Annotated in this window: 18 protein-coding genes; 3 read left to right on the top strand and 15 right to left on the bottom strand. The window is 50.8% G+C overall.

The genetic code is table 11. The features are described from left to right. Positions 1-45: 45 nt before the first annotated feature. A complete protein-coding gene (locus C7W93_RS01495; protein WP_108438430.1) occupies positions 46-1017 on the top strand; it encodes a LysR family transcriptional regulator in 972 nt (323 codons plus the stop codon). 288 nt (positions 1018-1305) lie between these two features. After that, positions 1306-4461: an error-prone DNA polymerase gene (locus C7W93_RS01490; RefSeq protein ID WP_108438429.1), complete on the top strand. Its 3156-nt coding sequence runs from the start codon at positions 1306-1308 to the stop codon at positions 4459-4461. Between the two features lie 17 nt (positions 4462-4478). On the opposite strand, the gene C7W93_RS01485 is transcribed toward C7W93_RS01490, so the two are convergent. From C7W93_RS01485 to C7W93_RS01425, 14 genes are all read right to left on the bottom strand, one after another. Beyond that, the gene (locus C7W93_RS01485; protein ID WP_108438428.1) at positions 4479-4742 is read right to left on the bottom strand and encodes a hypothetical protein; all 264 of its coding nucleotides are present in this window, start codon (positions 4740-4742) and stop codon (positions 4479-4481) included. Positions 4743-4794: 52 nt separating this feature from the next. Continuing rightward, a complete protein-coding gene (locus C7W93_RS24540) occupies positions 4795-4941 on the bottom strand; it encodes a hypothetical protein (RefSeq protein ID WP_161539851.1) in 147 nt (48 codons plus the stop codon). A gap of 127 nt (positions 4942-5068) precedes the next feature. Then, positions 5069-5446 (bottom strand): hypothetical protein, encoded by a 378-nt coding sequence (locus C7W93_RS01480; RefSeq protein ID WP_225869720.1) that lies wholly within the window; start codon positions 5444-5446, stop codon positions 5069-5071. Between the two features lie 446 nt (positions 5447-5892). Next, positions 5893-6936 (bottom strand): ABC transporter ATP-binding protein, encoded by a 1044-nt coding sequence (locus C7W93_RS01475; protein WP_108438427.1) that lies wholly within the window; start codon positions 6934-6936, stop codon positions 5893-5895. After that, positions 6933-8006, bottom strand: coding sequence for an ABC transporter ATP-binding protein (locus tag C7W93_RS01470; RefSeq protein WP_108438426.1), 1074 nt, complete (start codon positions 8004-8006; stop codon positions 6933-6935). The genes C7W93_RS01475 and C7W93_RS01470 overlap by 4 nt, the downstream gene beginning before the upstream one ends. A 4-nt stretch (positions 8007-8010) precedes the next feature. Further along, positions 8011-8958: an ABC transporter permease gene (locus C7W93_RS01465; protein WP_108438425.1), complete on the bottom strand. Its 948-nt coding sequence runs from the start codon at positions 8956-8958 to the stop codon at positions 8011-8013. Positions 8959-8976: 18 nt separating this feature from the next. After that, positions 8977-9858, bottom strand: a complete 882-nt coding sequence (locus C7W93_RS01460) for an ABC transporter permease (RefSeq protein ID WP_108438424.1) — start codon at positions 9856-9858, stop codon at positions 8977-8979. Between the two features lie 38 nt (positions 9859-9896). Next, complete coding sequence (locus C7W93_RS01455) at positions 9897-10619, bottom strand: aspartate/glutamate racemase family protein (RefSeq protein WP_108438423.1); 723 nt, start codon at positions 10617-10619, stop codon at positions 9897-9899. 37 nt (positions 10620-10656) lie between these two features. Next, positions 10657-12270 carry an ABC transporter substrate-binding protein gene (locus C7W93_RS01450; RefSeq protein ID WP_201747139.1) on the bottom strand — a complete coding sequence of 538 codons (1614 nt, stop codon included), beginning with the start codon at positions 12268-12270 and terminating at the stop codon, positions 10657-10659. A 508-nt stretch (positions 12271-12778) separates the two neighbouring features. Beyond that, positions 12779-13972 (bottom strand): porin, encoded by a 1194-nt coding sequence (locus C7W93_RS01445; protein WP_108438422.1) that lies wholly within the window; start codon positions 13970-13972, stop codon positions 12779-12781. Positions 13973-14376: 404 nt separating this feature from the next. Next, positions 14377-14670 (bottom strand): muconolactone Delta-isomerase, encoded by a 294-nt coding sequence (locus C7W93_RS01440; RefSeq protein ID WP_108438421.1) that lies wholly within the window; start codon positions 14668-14670, stop codon positions 14377-14379. Between the two features lie 32 nt (positions 14671-14702). Continuing rightward, positions 14703-16415: an NAD(P)/FAD-dependent oxidoreductase gene (locus C7W93_RS01435; RefSeq protein ID WP_201747138.1), complete on the bottom strand. Its 1713-nt coding sequence runs from the start codon at positions 16413-16415 to the stop codon at positions 14703-14705. A gap of 39 nt (positions 16416-16454) precedes the next feature. Further along, entirely contained in the window at positions 16455-17471 is a 1017-nt protein-coding gene (locus tag C7W93_RS01430; protein WP_108438419.1) for a membrane dipeptidase, read from the bottom strand. A gap of 40 nt (positions 17472-17511) precedes the next feature. After that, entirely contained in the window at positions 17512-19017 is a 1506-nt protein-coding gene (locus tag C7W93_RS01425) for an aldehyde dehydrogenase family protein (protein WP_108438418.1), read from the bottom strand. Positions 19018-19379: 362 nt separating this feature from the next. Here C7W93_RS01425 and C7W93_RS01420 point away from each other — a divergent pair, with 362 nt between their 5' ends. Then, entirely contained in the window at positions 19380-20264 is an 885-nt protein-coding gene (locus C7W93_RS01420; protein ID WP_161539850.1) for a LysR family transcriptional regulator, read from the top strand. A 194-nt stretch (positions 20265-20458) separates the two neighbouring features. On the opposite strand, the gene C7W93_RS01415 is transcribed toward C7W93_RS01420, so the two are convergent. Next, positions 20459-24055, bottom strand: coding sequence for an indolepyruvate ferredoxin oxidoreductase family protein (locus C7W93_RS01415; RefSeq protein ID WP_108438416.1), 3597 nt, complete (start codon positions 24053-24055; stop codon positions 20459-20461). Positions 24056-24226: the final 171 nt, after the last annotated feature.

Genomic DNA, 24226 nt, shown 5'->3' with positions numbered 1-24226 from the left:
GATTACGACCAGCGTCACTAAAAACGATAAAAAGACGGAGACAATATGGCAATCGACGATGCAATTACGTTGAAAAAAATGGAAGTTTTTCTGGCTTTCATGAAGCTTAATAATATGGCGCGGGTATCCGAGTTGTTGGGCCAAAGCACGGTCAGCGTGCATCGTTCTTTGCATTCATTGGAGGAAGCCTTGCGGTGTCCGCTGTTTAAGCGTGAGGGCCGCAGTTTGATTCCGTTGCAGGCTGCTTATACTTTTGCTGAGTATGCGCAACGCGCCAGAAATGAGTGTGAGGAAGGTGTGCGTAAGGTGCATGAGGCGGCTGGATTTAACGCCACGCGGTTGAAAATCGGTTCTCTCTATTCGCTGACGTTGCGGTGTATTCCGCAATTGATGATTGGGTTAAAACTGCGTAAGCCTGCGTTAGATATTGATTTAACGTTAGGATCGAACCGGGATTTGATGCAGCAATTGGCTGATGGCAAGCTGGACGCGATCGTAATTGGTTTGCATGAGCAAAGCGATATTAATCAGTCGATCGAGACTAAAGCGCATAGCGATGCGAATAATCAGGCGTTGATTGCGGTGCCGTTATTTGATGATGATGTTTTTTTGGCAGCGCCGTTAAACTCTCCTTTTGCGGGTCAAAAGAGTATTGATTTGCAGGATTTACGAGATGAAAAATTTGTGACGCTGACGGAGGGGTTTGTTACTTCGCAGGATTTTTCGTTGTGTTTTGAGAAGGCGGGATTTACGCCGAATATCAGTATGCGGGTGCAGGATATTTTTTCTTTGATTAATTTGGTGAGCGGCGGGATTGGGTATAGTTTGCTGCCCGGGCGGGTGGGGAAATTTAGTGCGCACATTGAGTTGATCGGATTGGCGTCTAAATATGGGGTAAGGCAGCGGATTACGTTGCTGCTGCCGAAAAGTCGGGAGCGAGATCCGAATTTGTTAGCGCTGGCGGCTGAATGTCGGATGTATGGGCGGCATGATGGAAAAAGTGCAAATTTTCTTTAAATTTTTGCCGTATGGGATGGTTTAGTGGTTGGTTTATTTCTTCGATTTCGCGCTGTTGTTTAAGAAGGCGTCACCGAAGAAATCGTCAATCGGGAATTCTTTGATTTTGATTTTATGGGTTTATTCTTATGTTTCTATTTAAAACGGTTTGTTTTCCGTAGAGGCAAGCCGGGGGCGGCTCGGCAGCCGGAGCCGGTCACTTTGTTCTTGCTTCGGCTAAGGTCCCCCGACGAGCTAACCACGAAGAAAAGCACGTTTTAAATAACGCCAAACCGAAACAAAACCCAAATGAACAATCTCCCAAAATACGCAGAACTCCAATGCGCAACAAACTTCAGCTTCCTGCGTGGCGCATCCCACCCAGAAGAGCTAACAGCCCGCGCTGCAAAGCTAGGCTACAGCGCTCTGGCCATCACCGATGAATGCTCAATAGCCGGTGTAGTCCGCGCCCACACCGAAGCAAAAAACCACAATCTACATCTGATCATCGGCAGCCAATTTCAATTAATAGACAAAGAAGAAAACCCAACTTTCTCAATAATAGTATTAGCCCAAAACCGCGAAGGTTACGGAAACCTAGCCGAGCTAATCACCCTAGCCCGCACCCGTGCAACCAAAGGCACCTATCGCCTAAGCGCCGACGACTTGGATAATACAAACATCACCAACACCCCCTACGCCCACCTACGCAATCTGCCAGATTGCCTGGTAATCCTATTACCCGCCCACAACATCAACCCAACCACGCTAGCCACTCAAGCAAGCTGGCTAAAAAACACCTTTCAAAACCGCGCCTGGATAGGTCTGACATTGCTCCACCACCCCAACGAGGAACAACACCGCACCACCATAGAAACAATCGCCCACACCCTAGCCATCCCAATAGTCGCCACCGGCGATGTCTGCATGCACGTGCGCTCCCGCAAACCCCTGCAAGACACCCTAACCGCCATCCGGCTAGGCAAACCCGTCGCCGCCTGCGGCTACAACCTCGCCCCAAACGCCGAACAACACCTCCGCACCCGCCTGCGCCTAGCCAACCTCTACTCAGCAGCAGCACTAAACGAAACCATCACCATCGCCAATTTATGTACATTTTCACTAGACGAACTCCGCTACGAATACCCCGATGAATCCGTCCCCGCAAACCACACCCCAACCACCTATTTACGCCAGGAAACCCTCATCGGTGCCCACCAGCGATTTCCACAAGGCATCCCCCCAACGGTCCAACAACAAATAAAACAAGAACTCGACCTCATCAATGACCTCGGCTATGCATCTTATTTTTTAACCGTCTACGATATCGTCAGCTTCGCCCGCAGCCAAGACATCCTCTGTCAAGGACGTGGCTCCGCCGCCAATTCCGCCGTCTGCTATTGCCTCGGCATCACCGCCGTCGACCCAGCCCGTGGCACCCTCCTATTCGAACGTTTTATCAGCAAAGAACGTAACGAGCCCCCCGATATCGACGTCGATTTTGAACATCAGCGACGCGAAGAAGTCATCCAATATATCTACAACAAATACGGCCGCCTGCGCGCAGCCCTCACCGCTGTCGTCATCAGCTATCGCCCCCGCAGCGTTCTGCGCGATGTCGGCAAAGCCCTCGGCGTCGACCCCGGCGTTATCGACCAAGTCGCCAAATCCCATCGCTGGTGGGACGACAAACATCAACTCGAACAACATTTTCTGGCATGCGGCGTCGACCCCGACACCTCCCTCGCCCAGCAATGGGCAATGCTATCCCACACACTATTAGGATTCCCGCGCCACCTGTCACAACACCCCGGCGGCTTCGTCATTTCACGCGGCAAATTATCGCGTTTAGTCCCCATTGAAAACGCCGCCATGCCAGACCGCAGCGTCGTCCAATGGGACAAAAACGATCTGGATGCGCTAGGCATCCTCAAAGTCGACATCCTCGCGCTCGGCATGCTAAGCATGTTACGGCGCGCACTCGCAATGGTCGCAGAACAACGCGGCGAACCTTTCGAACTAAACCAGATTCCCGCCGAAGATATCGCCACCTACGAGATGATCTGCAAGGCCGATACCATCGGCGTATTCCAAATCGAAAGCCGTGCCCAGATGAGCATGCTGCCGCGCTTGAAACCAACAAAATTTTACGATCTGGTTATCGAAGTAGCGATTGTCCGACCCGGGCCAATTCAGGGCGGCATGGTCCATCCCTATCTACGCCGCAAACAAGAAAAGGAACCAAGCACCCTGCCCCATGATGAATTAAAAATCGCCTTGGAACGCACCTTAGGTATCCCTATTTTTCAAGAACAAGTCATGCAAATCGCCATCATCGCCGCCGGATTTACCCCCGGCGAAGCCGACGGCCTGCGCCGTGCAATGGCCGCATGGAAACGCAAAGGCGGACTAGAAAAATATCGCGAAAAACTGATCACCGGCATGACCGCGAACAACAAATATAGCCTCGCCTTTGCCGAAGCCATCTATAGCCAGATTCAAGGCTTTGGCGAATACGGCTTCCCCGAAAGTCATGCAGCCAGTTTTGCGCTGTTAGCCTATGCCAGCGCCTGGCTAAAATGTCATGAACCGGAAGCGTTTTTATGCGCTCTGCTGAACAGTCAACCGATGGGCTTTTATTCGCCATCGCAACTGATGCAAGATGCGCGGCGGCATGGCGTGGAAGTATTGCCAGTGGATGTCACGGTCAGTAATTGGGATGCAATGCTGGAAACATCCTCCCAGCCAGAAGCCGCCCGTCCCGCCGTACGACTGGGCTTGAACTTAGTGCGTGGTCTATCGTCAGAAAGTGTTTTGGAAATTGAAGTAGCGCGCGCAGTCCGCGCCTTTAGCGACATCCACGATCTGGCCTTACGCGCCAACTTAAAGCGCGATCAATTACAGGCTTTAGCTGCCGCAAACGCACTAATCGCCCTCTCCGGCAATCGCCGTCAGGCCTTATGGCAAGCGCTGATCAGCGCACCCGATAAAGACTTACTCAAAACCGCCAAAGTGACAGAAGCGCCGTTATTACTAAACGCCCCCAGCGACGCAGAAAGTCTGGTCAATGATTACCACACAATGGGTCTGACGTTAGGCCGCCATCCGTTAGCATTTTTGCGCGAACAATTAAGCGCCAAACGCTTTGTCACCGCCGATGACCTCAACACCTTTGCTGACGGCCAACTAGCCCGCGGCTGCGGCATCGTCACGGTGCGTCAACGCCCCGGCACCGCCAAAGGAACCATGTTTGTAACCATCGAGGACGAAACTGGATCGATCAACGTCATCATCTGGCCAGCGCTGGTCGATAAACAACGCAAAGAAATACTGGGCGCTACACTTCTGGGGGTATATGGAATTTGGCAAAGCAAAGACAACGTTCGCCATTTGGTCGCCAAGCGGCTGGTGGATTTGTCCCCGCTATTAGGACGACTGCACGCCAGCAGCCGGGATTTTTGTTAGGTCAGCGTCAGTGCTGTTTAATCAGACTTTTTAGGTGATGATGACGGAGCATTTTCCGCTGCGTCGGTATGCAACAAACTGCTGCCGCTCTCTTTTTTCGATTCCACCATTTGCTCGATACCCGCGCCAGGGTCTTCGCTGCCGTCCGCTTCTACCGACACTTCATGCAATATATGCTGCGCAGGCGGCTTAGCTTCATCTTTAGTCGTGCTGGGAACAGACTGTTTCTGGCTTGATAATTTGCCATCATCCGCATCTGGCGTTGGTGTATTTGTCGCCATTTTCTGCTCCCATTCAGGTTAATTGCATCTATTTTGACGATTATGCCGCGATTTACGGTTCGATACTCCATCCTGCATAAACGTCGCGCCGATCATCTTCATATTGCCATTTTGTACTGCAATCCTCACAGACATAATGGGTCATGATCACGGCTGGCTGGCCCATATTACGTACTTTTACAGGTTCGCCCACTGGCATCAGCTTTGCATGCCCCAGCCCCTTACGTTTTCTTAACTCTATCGCATTACAAGCGTCGCACAGCATACACATCCTTTGTTATTTCCCTGCTACTCACCGAAACATCGTCCACCCGCATTAACTGGCACTAACTGGCGCTAGCGTCAATGTCAGCAAGGCTTTCTTGTCCGCGTACCGTGATTTCAAAACCATCGCCGGAGGAGCTGGGGATAATATGGCCTTTTCTACCCAAAAACGCCTCAACATCAGCGTCAAGCGGGGCCAAAGGATCGGTGGAGATAGCGCGTAAGCCGTCGATACAGCTTTTGACAAACAAGGTCTGTTCGCCCTTTTCGGTTAAAGCCAGTTGCCCATGTTTGCCATAAGCAACGTATTTCAGCCCGGACAGACGCTTCGCATTGCGCGCTACGCAAGTTGTCTCAGCCCCACGCGCAGGTCCGCGCGCGATATGTCCCAGTGCATCATATTCGTCTTTTGATAACCCTTTTGTCACGCCATTAGTCATTGCAATTCCTGTGAAATATTCTTCTGTTATTTTTGGCCTCGAAAGAAGCTAGGCCATTTTAACGCACCGCTTACGAAAAGCAGCGCTATTCCACAGTGTTGCAAGGATCGTTCTTCCCGGCATAAACGGCGCAATCCGTTCTTATTACGTCTTTATTGCGGTCTCGCTAAGGGATTCCCCTATAAAGAAACCGGGATCGCCGATAGTGCGAGCTAATGCAATACGCCATGCTCTACGTGTCGTCCCAGATCCGTACCAGGTTAAATCGACCAGCGTGCACGATCACCTCCTTAACCACCCCAAAATTTGGGTGGTTTTTTTTGACCAAGAGCGATTACGTTACTAAGCCAGCTTCAATAGCGTCATTTTTTAAACCAATGATGCAAATGTAGCGGTTGGCTAATACCGATTAGCTAGCAAACCAATGGCATTTTCCGTATGCGTCTTTAAAACGACAGACCTTGCACTGTTTTCGTGACCGCCTCTCGCACATCAGGACGCTCCATATGATGGCATGCCGCCAAATGATCACCGGATACAGTCCTAAGTAATGGCTCATCCGTTTTGCAGATTTCAGTCGCAAAAGCACAGGAACGCTGAAATCGACATCCCGGTAACGGCGCGGATGGATCTGGCGGTTCTGCGCGGACCTCGATACGACGCCGTTCGCGCTCTACCTTTGGGTCAGGCACAGGAACCGCAGACAGCAATGCCGCCGTATAAGGATGATGCGGGGTTGTGAACAAGCGATCCCGTAGCGCCACCTCCATTACTTTCCCGCCATACATCACGACGATTTGATGCGACATATGCCGCACCACACTAAGATCATGCGTGATGAACAGATAGGTGAGATTACGTTCTTTTTGCAGATCCTGTAACAGGTTGATAATTTGCCCTTGAATACTGACATCAAGCGCCGATACAACTTCATCCAGCACGATGAAGCGCGGTTCAATCGCTAACGCCCGACCGATGGCTACACGCTGCCGCTGCCCGCCCGACAATTCAAATGGATAGCGCAGCACAATTTCTTTGCGCAGACCAATGCTGTCGAGTAATTCTGCCACCCTGCGATCAATTTCAGCGCTGGGCACCATGCGATGTACCGTCAATACTTCACGCAGTATTGCACCGATGGTCATCCGCGGATTAAGACTGGCGTAAGGGTCTTGATATACCAGTTGGGCCAGTCTCGGCAAGTTCTCACGATGACTCTGTATCGTCTTCATTTCCTGACCGAAATAGTGGATAGCACCACCGACAATCGGCGTCAGGCCGAGCAGAGCACGGCCCATAGTACTTTTACCGCTGCCGCTTTCGCCAACCAAACCCACGGTTGTCCCGTTTGGAATCGTGAACGAAACACGATCAACTGCGCGCACGGCACCCGTCACGCGTCGAAGAATACCGGTTCGGATCGGGAAGTGCACTTGAATGTCGCGTACAGCAATACCCGCTGCAGCATTAAGGATATTTTGGTCGATCATGGCGCGCTCCGTAAGCTGGCTTGATACAGACTTGCAAGCTGTTGGTCCTCAATCTTCAATGGATCAACGCTACAACGAATCAAATGAGAAGGCCACGAGTCTTTTTGCGCCAAATCAGGCAACTCCTGAGTGCAAAGCGATTTAACAAATCCACAACGGGGATTAAAAGCACAACCGGGTACGGGATGTCTGGGATCGGGGGGCAAGCCCGGTATCGGTTTCAGACGCTCCCTGACCGCGCCGCCCAGTGCCGGAATCGCATCCAGTAATGCGCGCGTATAAGGATGCCGCGGCTGATCAAAAATGATATCCGTTGACGCAGTTTCGATCACTCGTCCACCATACATAATGGCGACTTTATCGGCCACTCCCGCGACCACGCCTAAATCATGCGTGATCAGAATTAATGCCATCCCCAACTCGCTTCTGAGACGGTGCAACAAGTCCAGAATTTGCGCCTGAATCGTCACATCCAGCGCGGTAGTAGGTTCGTCAGCAATCAGTACTTTTGGATTGCAACTAACCGCCATGGCGATCAGCACGCGTTGTCGCATTCCGCCAGAAAGTTGATGCGGATAAGTACTCAGCCGGGATGCAGCTCCGGGAATGCCGACAAACTCAAGAAGTTCGATACAGCGCAGGCGCGCTGCAGTGCGGGTCATGCCACCATATTTGACTAATGGCTCGGCCATCTGTGTGCCAATCGTCATAGCAGGATTTAAAGCGGACAACGCATCTTGGGAAATCAACGCAATGCCCTGACCTCTGACGTTGCGTAACGCACGCTGTGACAACTTTGTCAGATCCTGCCCTTCAAATAACACCTCACCCGCGCTAATCCGGCCGCCTTGCGGTAAAAGTCCCAGTACCGCCAGCATCGTCTGGCTTTTACCACATCCTGATTCCCCGACAATTCCCAGCGCTTCGCCTTTAGCCACGCAGAAAGAAACATTATTCACAGTATTCACCGACGATGCATCGCGTCCGTAAGTAACACTCAGATTACGTAACTCCAAAATACTGGGTGCTGGTGCCTTGGGAAGTGGCGCAATAAAAGAGGTAGCTGACATAAACTCAGGCGAGTTCGATTTTTGGATTGAAGTAAGCATAGAGCACGTCCACGATGAAATTGATTATCACGAATGAGAGCGCGAGCATGAGAATTCCACCTTGAATCAGCGGAATGTCGCGTGTGGAAATGGCCTGATACATCGCCAATCCGACACCTGGCCAGGAAAAAACGGACTCGGTTAATACAGCACCGCTGAGCATAAATCCCATTTGCAAACCGATGACGGTAATGATCGCTGGCATGGCATTTGGCAGCGCATGTCGTAGCACAATCGAGAGTTCGCCGATGCCGCGACTGCGAGCGGTACGAATGTAATCGCTTCCGATTACATCCAGCAAAGCGGAGCGTGTCATGCTGGCGATGATGGCGACCGACCATGCGGCAAGCGTAATAGTCGGCAGCACCATGTGCTTAGCGATGTCTACTATGCTGCCATCGTCAAAAGAAGACATGCCTCCAACCGGCAACACCCCGGCATACAAACCAAACACCATGATTAATAGCAGCCCTAGCCAGAATGACGGCATGCTGTTCAATATCAATACACAAATAGAAAGCGTGCGATCTCTGGCCGAACCCGGCTTCAAAGCCGCCCAACTACCGATGGCGATGCCAACAATCGAAGAAAGAAAGATTGCTGAAACCGACAACAACGCGGTGTTGAACAAAGTGTCTGACAGCACCTCGGAGACAGGCTGGGCAAACGTTAACGACTGGCCGAGATCGCCATGCAGAAGCTTCCATAAATAATGCAGATACTGCATCCAGAGCGGATGGTCCAGACCCATTGCTAATCGTAGTTGCTGCCGATCTGCTTCAGTGGCACCAGCCCCAAGTAGCGCGCCGGTAGGATCGCCGGGAAGAATTTGAGATAAAAGGAAGGTTGCAAGCGAAACCCCGAGAATGACCGGGATCATCTGCAGCAGCCGACGTGCTATGAAGGTTAGCATAAGCTGATGCTCCGTGAATTACTTCAGACCGCGCTGGCGACGTGGATCCAACAGATCACGCGCACCATCGCCAATGAGATTAAAACCAATGGCTAGCAAAACAATTGCAAGCCCAGGAATAGTTGCTACGAACGGTGCTGTGGCAAGCGCTGCGCGTCCGCTACTTAACATCTGACCCCAATCAGCTGTCGGCGGTTGCGCGCCCAGCCCCAGAAAACTCAGGCTGGCCGCCAAAATCACGTTTCGGCCAGTCTGCAGGGTGCCGTATACGATGACGGGACCCACTACGTTCGGCAGAACGTGTCTTAACATAATGCGAATCTGGCTATAGCCCAATGTTCGCCCTGATTCGACGTATAACTCTTCTTTCACTCCCAGCACCATACCGCGCGTAATCCGTCCAAACGCGGGAATGGTGACAACCATCATCGCAATCACCATAGAACTCAATCCAGGGCCAAGTGCTGCGCTGATGCCGAGGGCTAACAGAATGCCTGGAAACGCAAACATCACATCAAATATACGCATGACGATGGTGTCCCAGACGCCTCCCACATAGCCGCTAATCAGGCCGATGCAGCCACCGATAAACATCGCAATTAAAGTGGGAACAACGGCGACTAAAAGTGCTAGTCGGGAACCATAAATAAGTCTGCTCAGGATGTCCCGACCGATTTCATCCGTTCCTAAGAAATGCCCCGCAGAAAAGGGGCGTAGATAACGGATCAATGGATCAGCGACAATCGGATCGGCGGGCGTAATAAAATCAGCAAACATCGCCACCAGAATGATGCCGCCGACGATAAGAATGCCCAGAAAAAGTGGTGGATTACCCAACACACGGCGGACGAACACAGGTACAGCAAACCTAGCTGAAATAGGATGCGCGCTCACAGGCATTGGGTGTCTCCTTTAATTTTTTGTTAGGACAGTGTTATTTATGCGACGGTCCAGAGTTTTCCCAAATTAGGAATGACATCCGGCAATCCAAGCGTACGAAGCGCGCTCCAGAGCGTAGCCTGATTGCTGCTAACGACTGGCAAGCCAGTGTCCATTTCAAGATAAGGAATAATTTCAAAGGTGCGGAAGGTTCCGCATGAAATCAAGATGGCGTCGGCCTTACCAGCTTGTTTTAATACCTTGCGAGATAGCCGATAAGCGGTATCTGCGTCATGCAAACTTGCTTCAAACGGATCGGTAAGCTCCAGCCCTTTAATCGCTTTTACTGAAAAACCATGGGCTTCCATGCATTCGACCATCTTGTCGTTAACTTCAGTCGAATAGATAGTGGCCACCGCAATATTCTTGGCACCAAGCGCCTTCAACGCATCCATCTGCGCGGCCATCATGGTAATGGCAGGAATACCTGTTAGCTCCTTGATTCTCGCCACGACTTCTGCGTCGTGATGCGGACCGACCAGAAACGTTCCGGGAGCACCGCACTGTGCAATCAAATCAACCTTTGCCGTTGCCAGCTGACGGGCGGCTTCGTCAACCTGACTCATCATTACTTTCAATCCGGCCGCATCGACACGCGGTACGATCGTGCGGGCATCTGCGAAGGCTACGCCGACTGGCGCGACAGAGCGCCATTCTTCAGCGCCTTCGATTGCGGTTGCGGGCCGCATTTGTCCAATTCTCGCTCTCCATCCTAGCATCATGATTTCAATCTCCTGTAGTAGTGGGGGGTAAAAAGTTCTAACGCACGGTCAACTTGGCGTAATCGATATAAACCGATCGGGCTGGCTGAACGCCCAAGATGCGTTTTCGTACCAGCCGCGGCAAACGATCTTGATAAAGAAATACCCAAGGTGCATCGGCTGCAACTTGCTCGGTCGCCTGCCGGTAAAGTTTATTTTTTTTGTCTGCATTGACTTCACCGCGTGCTTGCTCAAACAGTTTGTCGACATCAACATTTTGATACCAGCCGCGATTCACACCGCGTGGTGGCCGCTGCGGACCGCTAAACATCCGTTCAAACCAGTAACCACTTTCGGCGCCAGTAGTCCAGCCATTAAATGAACCATTCACATCATCGTTATAGCCGGGCGACTCAAGCGATACGAGCGTGGTGAAATCAAGATACTGCGTTTGCAAATTGATACCGACCGCCTTCAAATCCTGCTGGATGAGCGACATAATCTGCGTTGCCAATCCAAATCCGGGGCCGCTATTTGGGGAAAGTAACTTTAAGGTCACTGGAGTCTTGATACCCGCCTGTGCGAGAAGTTGCTTCGCCATCGCCGGGTTATAACCATATCGCGGCGTTGACGACGCGCCGCTAATCTCATTACCCAGCGGCACTGGACCAAAAATAGGACTGGCCTGCCCATCCATGACCGCTGCAATTCCGGCGCGATTGATTGCATAGTTCAGCGCTTGCCGAAAGTGCATATCTTTAGTAATACCGCTGCGCGTGTTTAATCGAATGAAATAAAGATTTGCCGGCTCCGGATATAACACCTGTATGTTTTGATCCATTTTAAGTTGCGCAACCTGCTGGGAACTGGCGCTTGGAATGATGTCGATTTGACCGGTCTGCATTGCAATCGCCAACGCGGTCGGATCGGTAATCGGCTTAAAAATCAAACGCGCGACTCCGGGAACCCCGCCCCAGTATTTTTCATTCCGAAGCAAAATCAATTGCTGCCCCTGGGCGAATTTTTTCAGCATAAACGGCCCGGTTCCCACCGGCGTATAGCCTAGCTGATCACCTTTAAATTTGTTCAACGCATCAGGACTGACAATCGACATACGGCGATCACTGAGCAGCCGCGGCAGCCCTGTAAAAGGCTCCTTTAACACGATCACAAAAGTATGCGCATCGATGACCTTGGTGTGTTTAATCCAACGCGTAAGAAAAGTCATATTGCCACTCGCCCTTTCATCAAAAAATGGCGAGGACTTGTCAAGAATTCTTTCAAAATTGCTTTGTACGCTGGCCGCATTAAATGGCGTCCCATCATGAAACAAAACATTTTGACGAAGTACAAAAGTATAGGTTAAGCCATCTGCCGATACCGTCCAGGAACTGGCCAGCGAGGGCTGCAGCTCGGGCGCATTCAGTGTTGCTTTGCTAAGATCTTCACGCACGAGCGGATCAAAAATGGCATCGATCACACGCAGACCGATAGTACCGTTAGTCCGTTGCGGATCAAGGGCAGGAATTGCGCCTTCGGCACCGATCACGACCGTTTTTGGCGCTGCCGAAATGGCCTCTTTAACCAATCTAGTACTGGTTATCGCCAGCGCAATTATGACAAAAATCTGAAGTTGCCTGGCCTTGATTTGTTTGCTTTTCCACATGCGCATGTCCCGCTCCTTTATTAATGCAAAAACATTTATTAGGAAACCATTGCGCTATTTATTAACGGCAAAACCGCGCTTGGTGAATGATCCTAATCTGAAGATTCATGCCGACGCATTTACATTTAGTCTGCCCGAAGAAACAACAATTCAGTGGACCGACATGCGTGCAATTGGCATTTTTGGCAGGCTGACGTGACGCACAGCCCGACGTATGAATTTCATCTGATTTTTTTATTATTAGATTTATATGCACGTAACATTTTTGTTGCAATGATTATAGCGCCTCGAATAAAATAATTAAATACTATAATTTTTATTAAAATATTAGATTTATTTATATTTTTTCATTCATAAAACATTGTATTTTTAAGCAGCAACAAAAGAATTTGGTGTGTGCTCGGTTAAAAAATACTGATCACTGATAACAAAAAAGCGCACATGATTTCTCAAGCGCGCTTTTTCCAATTAGTCGTCAACTCACCAAGTGATCAATTCACTGATCCAGTCTCCATTAAAATCTATGACGCAGGCCAACAGTCACTGCTACCTGACTCTTATTCAGACCCGCAGCATTCCCCTCTACACCGGGATTATAAGCATCCGTCGCTTTCAAGTTCGATGCAAAAACATACACGTCGGTGCGTTTTGAAAAGAAGTAATCGGTTCCCAGATTAATTTGCGTCAACTTACCCTTGGTCTTGCCGCCGACAAAATCCAGCCTGTTATGTTGAACACTGGCCAGCAATCGCAACGGTCCGCTGATCGCATAATTCACACCAAGCTCGTAAAGATTAGCTTGTCTGTTATTAACCCCGCCAACAGTAAAGCCGGATGGCAGAATCCCGCTTGCAGGAACCACGCCAGCAAGTGCCTGCGGTTGCTTAGCGTTAGACCAGTTAGCGTAAAGACGTGCTGGCCCCGCTTGATAGCTTGCCCCAAGACTGAATACCTTTATCGCAGTGTCCCCTGCGACGCCATTACCCGCGACCAAACCGGCAGTATCGCTAGAAGTAGATGTTGCAGGCGCAGTCGGTGGCGTGCCCAGCTTCGATTGATAATAAGCTGCGAAAAGACCGAGCGGCCCATTTGCGTACTGTGCCCCCAACGCGAACGACTGTCCGGCAGAAGTCTGACCGGTTACCTCGCCGAGACCAATCATGGTACCAGCAGTAAAACCATCAAAATTTGGCGTATCGTAACGGATCGAGTTATTCGTACGCGCGCCTTCAGTGCGGTCCAGATAATGCCCCACCGTGCCGGTGGCGCCACCAAAATCTGCCACCGAAGTCCAGATAAAAATATCTTGCAAGAAGTCGGTCTGACGGCCCAACAGAACCGAACCGAAGTTCCCCGATAAGCCAACCACCGATTTACGGCGGAACAGGGTATTGGTGTTCGGGGCCTTATTGTTCGTGCCGTCCAGAGCGCCAGTATCATTGGCAAATCCCATTTCCAACTGGAACAGAGCCTTTAGCCCACCACCGAGATCTTCTATCCCTTTGAAACCTAGGCGTGAACCTGAATTAAGACCAGAATCCAGGCTCAATTTACTGCCAGTAGCGCCGCTTGTAGTTCCTGGCAGAAGCGCTTTTCTGGTGTAGGTAACGCTGGTATCGATGACACCGTAAATAGTAACGCTGCTCTGCGCTTGTACGGCACCGGCAATGCTACCGAGTGCGGCCAATACGACGAATGACTTCTTCATTTGACATCCCCATATAAAAATTATTTTGAATAGAAAAGTTGATGAAATCGTTGCAAAAAAACGGGCGTGTTACCCCATCCAGCCTAGGTAATCAAAGGCCAAACTTAATGCGCCGAAGCCGGCATTTTTTTGAATTTAATCGGCAATAAAAGACCGAACTGACAAATCTAGTTATTTAATTTTTTTGCCGTTCCCACTATCCGGTCAGGCTGTTAAAGCGCGTTTAGCCATTTCGGCCAACCGGCTTCATCCCATCAACTGATTTCAGAATAAGTTAAATGTCGATAAAACCACTGCACTGCAAGCACCATCTGCACTCTTCTACAAATTGCGCTAGCGGCTTTTTATTAGGCACAGTTCCCTCAACGCTCTCCTAAATCTAGCCAGAATTCACCAGAAAATATCTAGACTTCGTAGTCCGAAGGATCAACCGGATGTTTAGCCAAAGGCGTCACCGCGACATCACTCATCCAGGGGAAGGCGGGTAAGCCACTAATGATCTGATGTAATTCGGTCGCACTCTTTGCCCGCCAGACGCCCCAGTTTTCGAACCGACATGGCACCCGCCACATACGTACCAGATGGCCTTTTTCAATCAGGACAGCCGCATGGCTACGCTCATCGGTTATTACTTGCTGTTTCAGTGTTTCATCCATGTTTGGCGTCCACTGAAGTTTGATATTGACTAAAAATTCCATTTTATTTCCTAGGTCGGTTATTGAAATAATTGTTAGCTATTAGCAAGATCGCGAATCACCACATTGCTGGCGTTGAAGCCGGGAATACCGGTAACGTACCCGCCCGGCCACGTACCGGCACCGGAGAGGTAAAGACCTTTTAAAGGCGTGCGATAGTCGTGCGCATTCTGATGAGGCCGGGCACCGAATAAAGCATTCGGCAGCATGTCCCCATGCGTGATATTTGAGTGCACCAGCCCTAACTCAGACTCAAGCTCCACTGGACTCATGAAACGTTGCCCGACAATGCACTCTCTCAAGTCAGGCATAAGTTCGGCGAGAGTATCGATACAGCGCTGACCAAATAATTGCTTCTCAGTTTCCCAGTTCCCCTCCGCCAATTCATAGGGTGCATGCCATACATTGACACTGAGCAAATGACGATCTTTAGGCGCAACGCCTGGTGACGTAACGCTAGAAATAAGTCCCCACATGATGGGCTGATGTGAGCAGACACCACTCAGACCATCCATTACCGCGCGTTCGATATAGTCCATCGAAGGACCGATGCGGAATTGACATCCGGCGACAACTTCAGAGCCGATGGCGCTGGGAAGACCCGAATAACGCGGCAAGCGGTCAAGGGCAAGCGCAATCTTGAACGCTGAACCACGCATCGGGATGCTACTTATTTCACGACGTATGGTTGCACCGACCGCTTGATCATCTAAAAGGCGTGTAAATAGTGTCTTGGGATTAATGGTTGAAATAACGGTATTCGCAAAATACTCATCCCCGTTCGTCGACGCGACACCAATTGTTCGTCCACCATGATGTAGAACCTGCTCTACCGGTGTTCCCTTATGGAAGACAACCCCGTAATGAAGGCAGCACGCTTCCAGCGCATCGATAATCGCGCCCATACCACCCAAGGGAAGCCCGGTTGATCCGCGTAATGCAGAGAGCCGTGGATCTGCCGCATCGACTGGCGGCATTGATGCCAGCGACAGTGGGCGCATCATCAATCCGATAGCAGTCCCGCAGGCAGAAGGCGGCGCTAAAGTAGCGTTGAGGGCCACCATGCTAAGCAACGCCTTTGCTTCTTCAGACGCCAATTCTTCATCAAGAAGTTGTTTCAGGCTGCCCTGAAATACTCTCTTGAAAAGGCCGTGTTGCGATGTTGATAGTCGCTTTTCCAGATCGATCAAATTAGGTGATGTGGAGAATATAGATACACCTGCCGCGCAGACAGCCCGTCCCAACTCTTCCAGCTTATGTAACAAACCAAAATATCTGTCAGCCTCGCCCGGTGCGAATTGATTGAGTTGGGCAACTATCCGTTCTCGATCCCGCCATCCGATAAAACTGCCATTGGAAAAATGGTGCACCACCGTTGGATCGGTCCGCACGAACTGCAGACCGAAACGTGCCAGCTCTAGTTCTGAAACGAAGCGCGCCTCAAAGCTGCCCGGCGAGTTGGTTAAAGACGTGCGGTAGCCCGGCATGAATTCGTAAGTGCCGCATGGTCCGCCCAGACTTTCGCGTGCTTCCAACACTGCAACGCTAAGTCCGGCACGTCCCAAATAGGCCGCAGCGACCAGACCGTTATGTCCGCCACCAATAATGACAACGTCATACCGATGAGAAGACGCACGATTATCAAGCATCATTGTTCCTTTAAGACGAGCCCGCATAACGTTGCACCAATGCGGGCCAGCAGTGAATACTTTTCCAAGAAAATAACGCAGCATCAGAGTGCAGGTCATTAACTAACCTTACTTTTTTCCCACACTTCGATTTTTACCTCACTTACTCACTGGCTGGAAGCCCTCACGGAACATACGCAACCAGTTTTCGCCCGCAATCTTTGCTATCTCTGCCGCAGAAAATCCACGTTTTTCTAATCCAGCCAGCACATTTGGGAATGCTACAGGTGATGGGAACCATTCTGGCCAAGGCGAAAATCCCTTGATCGGAATAGCGCTTTCCCGTGCCCAGCGTCCGGCACGCCACCATTTAATTTCACTTTCAGGCCAACCTGTGTAGAAGTCTGTGCCGAAACCAACAGCATCAATTCCCACCAAATCGACCGTCCAGGATGCCATGTCAAGGAAAGTATCTAATGTGCAATTGGATCCGTTCTTCATTATCTTTGGATACATGCTCAATCCGACAACGCCGCTTGTTTCCGCAAGCCGCTTCAACAACGCAGTCGATTTATTGCGTCGATTCAGTTCGATGTCTGTACCAACGAAACCTGAAGGATTCGCATGCGAAATCGCAATCGGACGCGATGAATATTCGATTGCATCGAAGCAAGTCTTCTCGGTGCAGTGAGAAACATCGACCAGCATGCCTACGCGATTCATTTCCGCAATAACGCCACGACCGAAGAACTTCGATACACCCTGATCATCAGACTCCCAACACCCTGAAGCAACGCGATTCTGAACATTGTAAGTAAGTTGGGCAATACGTACGCCGAGCGAATAAAACACTTCAATTAGCTCAATATCGTCTTCAAAAGGTGAGGTATCCTGAAATCCATACACCACCGCCGTACGGCCGGATGCGACAATTTTTTCGATTTCATCAGCTGACGTTGCTAGCGCAATCAGATCACTATTTTTTTCCAGAAGGCGATTCCATTCGCCGATGACAGAGAGCGTTTCGCGTGCGTTTTCCCATATCGACAAAGTCACATGCACACACCCGACGCCGCCATCGCGCCACTCTTCAAAACGTGCCCTTTCAGGCTTGCTGTATTGAAGGGCATCAATCAGAAGCGGGCGCGAGCTTTGTATATTACTGGTAGGTTTCATACTAATTTTCCTTTAATTTGTACTGAGGTTAAGCAGTTATTCACATACCGAAGGGATTTTTGGCCGCGGCATAATCTATGATCACGGACTTGATCTGGCTGAACTCATCCAATGCTTCGACGCCATTTTCGCGGCCGATACCGGACTGTTTATAGCCGCCAAAAGGCACACGCATATCTATCGCGCGGTACGTGTTAACCCATACCGTACCCGCTTCAAGTTGACGACTTACCCGCCGAACACGGTGAAGATCACGGGTCCAGAAGCCCGCCGCCAAGCCGTATTGGCTATTATTTGCCAAGGCGATAGCCTCTTCCTCAGTATCAAAAGAATGCACAATAGCGACCGGACCAAATACTTCGTCTTTCCAGATAGCCATATCCGGCGTAACGTCAGCTAACACTGTCGGATTAAACCAAAATCCATTCTTTGCATCACCTTCCATGGACGGTGATGTACCACCAATAAGCACCGTTGCCCCTTGGGTAATTGCCTCATCCACCAAATGCTGAATACGTCCAAGTTGTCTACGAGATGCGATCGGCCCCAAATGCGTTTGCGGTGATGTCGGATCGCCCAAACGCAACTTGCGAATCAGGCCGAGATACCTATCCAGAAATGCCTGGAAAATCGAGGAGTGAATCAAAATACGGGAACCAGCAACACATGTTTGTCCGGTCGCAGAAAAAACGCCCTGCGTGGCAGCAATCGCAGCGGATTCCAGATCAGCATCTTCAAAAATAATATGGGCTGATTTGCCGCCTGCTTCGCAAACATAGCGCTTAAGTTGCCCTACCACTTGCGCACCAATGTTTCTGGCCGCCGCCGTGCTGCCGGTAAAACTCACCATGGCAACATCTTCATGCGCGATCAACTTCTCACCGACCGCCGCATCGCCAACCACCACATTCACCACACCCTTTGGAAACCCCGCTTCCAGTGCGAGTTGTGCAAGTCTGATAGTTGAACCCGGCGCCTCGGCAGGCGGTTTTAAGATAATCGTATTCCCCATTGCCAGTGCAGGCGCGAGTTTCCACGAACCCAGCGATAACGCCGCGTTGAAAGGCGTGATGGCGACCACCACACCAAGCGCCTCACGTGTAATGAATGCATCGACCGTACTTGATACATTACGCTGATGACTATCCCGCGTTTCTATTGCGCTGGCATAAAAGTGATACCACTGCGCAGTTGCGCGCATCTCAGCGAACGTGGCCGCGTGCGGCTTTCCATTCGCCAGACTTTCAAGAGCACCAAGCTCTGACGCATGCGCCACGATTAAATCGCCGAGCTTACGGAGCAACCCTGCTCGCTGAGCGGCGGTAAGGTCACGCCAGCCGGGATTTATAAATGCATTCCGGGCACTCTTGGCTGCGACATCGATAGCAGCCGAATCAATATAGGCTTTCGCCCAAATATTACCGTTACCGGGGTCGACAAGTGAGATAGCCGATCCGGTCTGTGCAGACGGTTCGCCGTCAATAAAAGAAGTAAATACGGGATGAGACTTCACCTTATCAGCATGTTGCACAGTGTCGTTATGCATTCCGGATGCCTCCCTGATTTATCAGCAAAACACGTGCGATATCAGCCATATTTTTATCCTTCAATTGAAATATACTAAAAAATTCTGATGAAAATCGATGGTCATTCGACGACAAAAACAGACCAGACATTGATAACTACTGAGGATCATTCGCGCCCTCAACTCCAGTCGTTCTTTACCACCGGTGATCAATACAATTCGGCATAATCCGATTTCATCAAACGACTTTACTTACTTGCCTGCATAAATTGTAGTGCGTCGCCAACTATTGTTAAAGTCTATAATTTTTATTAAAATATAATTTTTACTTATAAATGGCGCTCTCATCGTGTGTACGCCAATTAACCAAAGGGTCAGATCACATGAGTGCGTTACCGGACATTAAAATCGGCCAACTTCGTAATTTTGTCGCTGTCGTCGACCATCAGGGATTCAAGGCTGCTGCGCGAAGTTTGTTTCGGAGCCAGCCGGCCATTTCGATATCGGTGAAAGAATTAGAAAATTTAATCGGCGCTGCTTTGTTCGAGAAGAACATGCAAAGTGAATTAACGCCTTTTGGAAAGCAGTTTTATTTCACCGCCAAAAAATTGCTCGAACATTACAACAGCTCGATACGCGGCGCAGTCGATCTGGCACACTTGAACGCAGGACAAGTTCGGGTAGCTATCGTGCCATCCGTCGCACGTGATGTTCTTCCTCGTACCCTCACCCGGTTCATTGCCTCACATCCAAACATAGAGATCTGGGTCGAAGATGGCGATGCCAACTATGTGCGAGAGAGAGTAGCGACAGGAAATGTTGATTTTGGATGCAGCGGCGGTGCAAGCAATGACGCACGCCTAAGTTTCACCAAAGTTACTAGCGATGTGATGGGCGTGGTGTGCAGTGCAGATCATCCACTGGCAATGCAGAAACATGCCACGTGGCAGCAATTGGATGGTCAAACGTTAATTAGCAACGGCAGTATGCGGCTGATTGATAAGGCATTGATTGATCCCCTTTTGCGTAACTCTAAGATGCATATCGCCAATATCACGTCACTGCTGGGATTGATTGAAGCCAATGTCGGCATCACCATCCTGCCATCGTTAGCTTTTCCAAAACTGTCGGAAGGCATCTGTTTTGTGCCAATAAAATCGCCGGTAGCCAAACGTACAATTGGTATCTTGCAGTTAGCCGAGGTTTCTCTTAATCCAGCAGCGGAAGAATTTCGTTCTGAATTAATCGCGGATTTAGAGGTGCTCTAAGGCGACCTGCGAAGGGTTAAATGGTTAAATGGTTATAGCGTTGCGTGGACAAAAAAAGTGGTTGATGCTGCCGAGCTAAAACAACCGGCATCACTAAACCACTTTTTTGCACAAAACAACACAGCCAACGAAAACGATGTCACCGCATTTAATCGACTTTTAGGTGACTAGCAATGCGCCTTTTCAGTATAGGTTTAAGCCGCCTGGGTATTGTTTGCTGTAGCAGTCAACCCTGACGAAAACTGCGACAACAGCTTAGATTTTTTAACAGAGTACTCAGCAACAGCAACATCCTTCACATGCCCAAAACCGCGAATCTTCTCTGGCAGATTGCCAAGCTCCACCGCCACCTCGAGATTGTTGCTGTCCAGTGTTGCCAGCATGTGCGTCACCGCAGCACGGTAATCCTCAATCAAACGACGTTCCGTCTTGCGTTCATCGGTATAACCAAACAGATCGAACTTACCACCGCGCAGTTTTTTCAGTTTCGCCAGCAACTTAAAGGCGCGCCAGACCCATGAGCCGTACTCTGCTTTGATTAAATGGCCCTTGCCGTCTTTCTTAGAGAAGATCGGCGGTGCCAGATTAAATGTCAGCGAAAAATCGCCTTCGAATTGCTCTTTTAACTGTTTCTCAAACTGCCCATTGGTGTACAGACGCGCTACTTCGTACTCATCTTTGTACGCCAGCAATTTGAAGTAGTTTTTTGCGACTGCCGTTGCCAGCTTATTCCCAGTGCCGACTTTTGCTTCGGCTACGCGCACTTGCTGCACCAACGCGGCATACTGCGCCGCATAGTCCGCATCCTGATATTCGATCAAAAATGCCACCCGCCGTTTGATCAACGTATCCAGACTTTGCGGCAATTGCACAACAACTGATTTGACCGGGGTCGCAATACTCTCCACGCGCTTAAGATCGACCGCAGCCCGACGGCCCCACAAAAAGCTCTTTTTATTCGACTCCACCGCCACGCCATTGAGTTCGATGGCGCGGAGCAGCGCGGCCTCCGTCAATGGAATACAGCCTTTTTGATAGGCATATCCCAGCATAAAAAGATTCGCGGCGATCGAGTCGCCCATCAGCCCGGTGGCGATTTTGGTAGCATCGATAAAATCGACTTGCTGATCGACCGAAGTCGTGATCAGGCCACGGATATCTTCCACCGGATATTCCCAATCCGGTTTTTTAGCAAATTCGCCCGGCGGTTGTTCATGCGTATTCACAACGGCTTTGGTCCGGCCCGGGCGCATTTTAGAAATCGCATCATAGGACCCGGTCGTCAGCAAATCGCAGCCTAAAATCAGATCCGCTTCGCCCGTGGCAATCCGCACGGCACGGATGCCTGTGGAGGTTTCGGCGATCCGGATATGCGAGGTGACGGAACCATTTTTCTGCGACATGCCCGTCATATCGAGTACGGTGGCGCCCTTGCCTTCCAGATGCGCGGCCATGCCCATCAGCGCGCCGATAGTAATCACGCCAGTGCCGCCGATCCCATTGATCAGGATATTAAACGGTATGTTGCAAGACGGCAAATGTGGTTGTGAAATCGCCCCAAAGTCGTCTTGCTGCGCGGTGCCCGCTTTGGATTTTTTCAGCTTGCCACCGGCGACGGTGACAAAGCTCGGGCAAAAGCCTTTGACGCAGGAGTAATCCTTGTTGCACGACGATTGATCAATGGTGCGCTTCCGGCCAAATTCGGTTTCACGCGGCATGATCGAGGTGCAATTTGATTGCACGCCGCAATCGCCGCAGCCTTCGCAGACCGCCTCGTTAATGACCAGCCGCTTGTCTGGATCGGGATATTCTTTCTTTTTGCGCCGACGCCGTTTTTCTGCGGCGCAGGTCTGGTCGTAAATCAGGATCGACGCGCCGGTGCATTCGCGCAGTTCGCGTTGCACCGCATCCATATCCTTGCGATCATGCAGCGTGACAATCGCAGGTAAATCGCTGCGGTCGGCATAGCGGGTCAAGTCTTCGGTTACCAAGGCAATCCGCTTAATTCCTTCGGCGGCCATTTGTTGCGCGATCATCGGCACCGAGGTAATGCCATCCACTGGCTGACCGCCGGTCATCGCGACGGCATCGTTGTACAAAATTTTGTAGGTGATATTGACTTTGGCGGCCACCGCCGCACGAATCGCCAGAAAGCCAGAATGGAAATACGTGCCGTCGCCCAGATTGGCAAACACGTGCGGGACTTTGGAGAACGGCGCTTGTCCGATCCACGGTGCACCCTCGCCGCCCATGTGGGTCGTGGTTTTGTTGTATTCGGGATAAATCGCCGTTGCCATCACATGGCAGCCGATTCCGGCCAGCGCAAAGCTACCTTCGGGGACTTTGGTCGAAGTGTTGTGCGGGCAGCCCGAGCAATAATAGGCCGGACGTGGCGGGATGCTCAGCGCTTGTTTTAGTACGGCGTCTTTGGCATCAAGAAACACTAAGCGCGCCTTGATCAGATCGCTGGTATGGAATCGGGCAATCCGGCTGGCGATCACGCGGGCGATTTGCGCGACCGAAAAGTCGGCCTTGGACGTCAGCAGCCATTCACCACGCGGGGCGACCCATTCGCCTTTTTCGTCAAATTTGCCGATCACGCGTGGGCGCACGCCATCGTCCCAGTTATACAACTGCTCTTTCAATTGATATTCGACCATCTGGCGCTTTTCTTCGACGACCAGAATTTCATCGAGTCCGCGTGCAAACTCGCGCACGCTGTCCGGTTCCAGCGGCCATGGCATCGCGACTTTAAAGACCCGAATCCCGATTTGGGCGGCCATCGCTTCGTCGATGCCCAATTCTTCCATCGCTTCGAGTACATCCAGATACGATTTACCCGATGCAATAATGCCCAGCCGGGCTTGCGGGCTGTCGATGGTGACGTGGTTCAGACGATTCAACCGGGCGTAGGCTAACGCGGCATAGATTTTATAATCCTGCATCAGCGCTTCCTGCTTGCGCGCCTGCATGCCTAACGCATCGGTGGATAGACGGGCATTGAGACCGCCTTCTGGCATCACGAAGTCTTGCGGGATTTGTACTTGTACGCGCATCGGATCGGCGTCGACCGAGGCCGTCGATTCCACCGTATCGGCCAATGCTTTAAAGCCGACTGCGCAGCCGGAAAAGCGTGACATCGCCCAGCCATGCACGCCCAAATCCAGATATTCCTGCACATTGCAGGGATACAGCATCGGGATCATCGCAGCAGAAAAAATGTGATCGGACTGATGCGGCAAGGTCGATGAATACGCACCGTGATCATCACCGGCGACCAATAAAATACCGCCCTGACGCGCCGTACCTGCGTGATTCATGTGTTTAAAAACGTCGCCACAGCGGTCCACGCCCGGGCCTTTGCCGTACCACATCGCATACACGCCGTCGTATTTGGCGGGGCCGATGAGATCGACCTGCTGCGTGCCCCAGACGGCGGTGGCGGCCATGTCTTCATTGGTGCCGGGATTGAATTTGACGTGATGGGCGTCGAGATGTTTTTGCGCTTTCCACAAGGCTTCATCCAGACCGCCTAATGGAGAACCGCGATAACCGGAGATAAATCCGGCGGTGTTCAGCCCCTCCGCCAGATCGCGCTGCCGCTGGATAAGCGGTAACCGAACTAACGCCTGGATACCCGAGAGAAAAATAGTCCCCTTTGTGAGGGTGTATTTATCATCGAGGCTGACAGATGCCAGCACAACTTCAGCTGGCACAACATTTGGGGCAACATCGGTTGGCGCAACGACATCAGAATAACCAGCAGATGTCACTGTTGAATTGGCTAGCATTGTGTTTCTCCAAATGGATGATTCAGAATACGTTTGATATCAATGCGCCGGGTAAGCGCTGGACTAGCAAACAAGTTAACCGTGGTAACGGTCATCACAACAAAAATAAAACTGTCGAAATCTGCTGATGTGAAGAAGTGTACGGGGATCAAGATTTTTGAGGAAATACCG

This window comes from Glaciimonas sp. PCH181 (assembly GCF_003056055.1).
GTDB lineage: Bacteria > Pseudomonadota > Gammaproteobacteria > Burkholderiales > Burkholderiaceae_D > Glaciimonas.
The sequence above is the reverse complement of the archived record's forward strand: the minus strand, read 5'-3'. Positions and strand labels throughout refer to the sequence as shown.

What these genes read in the sequence shown, in the direction of transcription:
- C7W93_RS01495 (WP_108438430.1), top strand. Translation starts at nt 46, where the DNA reads ATGGCAATCGACGATGCAATTACGTTGAAAAAAATGGAAGTTTTTCTG.
- C7W93_RS01435 (WP_201747138.1), bottom strand. Translation starts at nt 16,415, where the DNA reads ATGACCTGCACTCTGATGCTGCGTTATTTTCTTGGAAAAGTATTCACT.
- C7W93_RS01445 (WP_108438422.1), bottom strand. Translation starts at nt 13,972, where the DNA reads ATGAAGAAGTCATTCGTCGTATTGGCCGCACTCGGTAGCATTGCCGGT.
- C7W93_RS01490 (WP_108438429.1), top strand. Translation starts at nt 1,306, where the DNA reads ATGAACAATCTCCCAAAATACGCAGAACTCCAATGCGCAACAAACTTC.
- C7W93_RS01425 (WP_108438418.1), bottom strand. Translation starts at nt 19,017, where the DNA reads ATGCATAACGACACTGTGCAACATGCTGATAAGGTGAAGTCTCATCCC.
- C7W93_RS01480 (WP_225869720.1), bottom strand. Translation starts at nt 5,446, where the DNA reads ATGACTAATGGCGTGACAAAAGGGTTATCAAAAGACGAATATGATGCA.
- C7W93_RS01440 (WP_108438421.1), bottom strand. Translation starts at nt 14,670, where the DNA reads ATGGAATTTTTAGTCAATATCAAACTTCAGTGGACGCCAAACATGGAT.
- C7W93_RS01460 (WP_108438424.1), bottom strand. Translation starts at nt 9,858, where the DNA reads ATGCCTGTGAGCGCGCATCCTATTTCAGCTAGGTTTGCTGTACCTGTG.
- C7W93_RS01475 (WP_108438427.1), bottom strand. Translation starts at nt 6,936, where the DNA reads ATGATCGACCAAAATATCCTTAATGCTGCAGCGGGTATTGCTGTACGC.
- C7W93_RS01470 (WP_108438426.1), bottom strand. Translation starts at nt 8,006, where the DNA reads ATGTCAGCTACCTCTTTTATTGCGCCACTTCCCAAGGCACCAGCACCC.
- C7W93_RS24540 (WP_161539851.1), bottom strand. Translation starts at nt 4,941, where the DNA reads ATGCCAGTGGGCGAACCTGTAAAAGTACGTAATATGGGCCAGCCAGCC.
- C7W93_RS01455 (WP_108438423.1), bottom strand. Translation starts at nt 10,619, where the DNA reads ATGATGCTAGGATGGAGAGCGAGAATTGGACAAATGCGGCCCGCAACC.
- C7W93_RS01485 (WP_108438428.1), bottom strand. Translation starts at nt 4,742, where the DNA reads ATGGCGACAAATACACCAACGCCAGATGCGGATGATGGCAAATTATCA.
- C7W93_RS01465 (WP_108438425.1), bottom strand. Translation starts at nt 8,958, where the DNA reads ATGCTAACCTTCATAGCACGTCGGCTGCTGCAGATGATCCCGGTCATT.
- C7W93_RS01450 (WP_201747139.1), bottom strand. Translation starts at nt 12,270, where the DNA reads ATGCGCATGTGGAAAAGCAAACAAATCAAGGCCAGGCAACTTCAGATT.
- C7W93_RS01420 (WP_161539850.1), top strand. Translation starts at nt 19,380, where the DNA reads ATGAGTGCGTTACCGGACATTAAAATCGGCCAACTTCGTAATTTTGTC.
- C7W93_RS01415 (WP_108438416.1), bottom strand. Translation starts at nt 24,055, where the DNA reads ATGCTAGCCAATTCAACAGTGACATCTGCTGGTTATTCTGATGTCGTT.
- C7W93_RS01430 (WP_108438419.1), bottom strand. Translation starts at nt 17,471, where the DNA reads ATGAAACCTACCAGTAATATACAAAGCTCGCGCCCGCTTCTGATTGAT.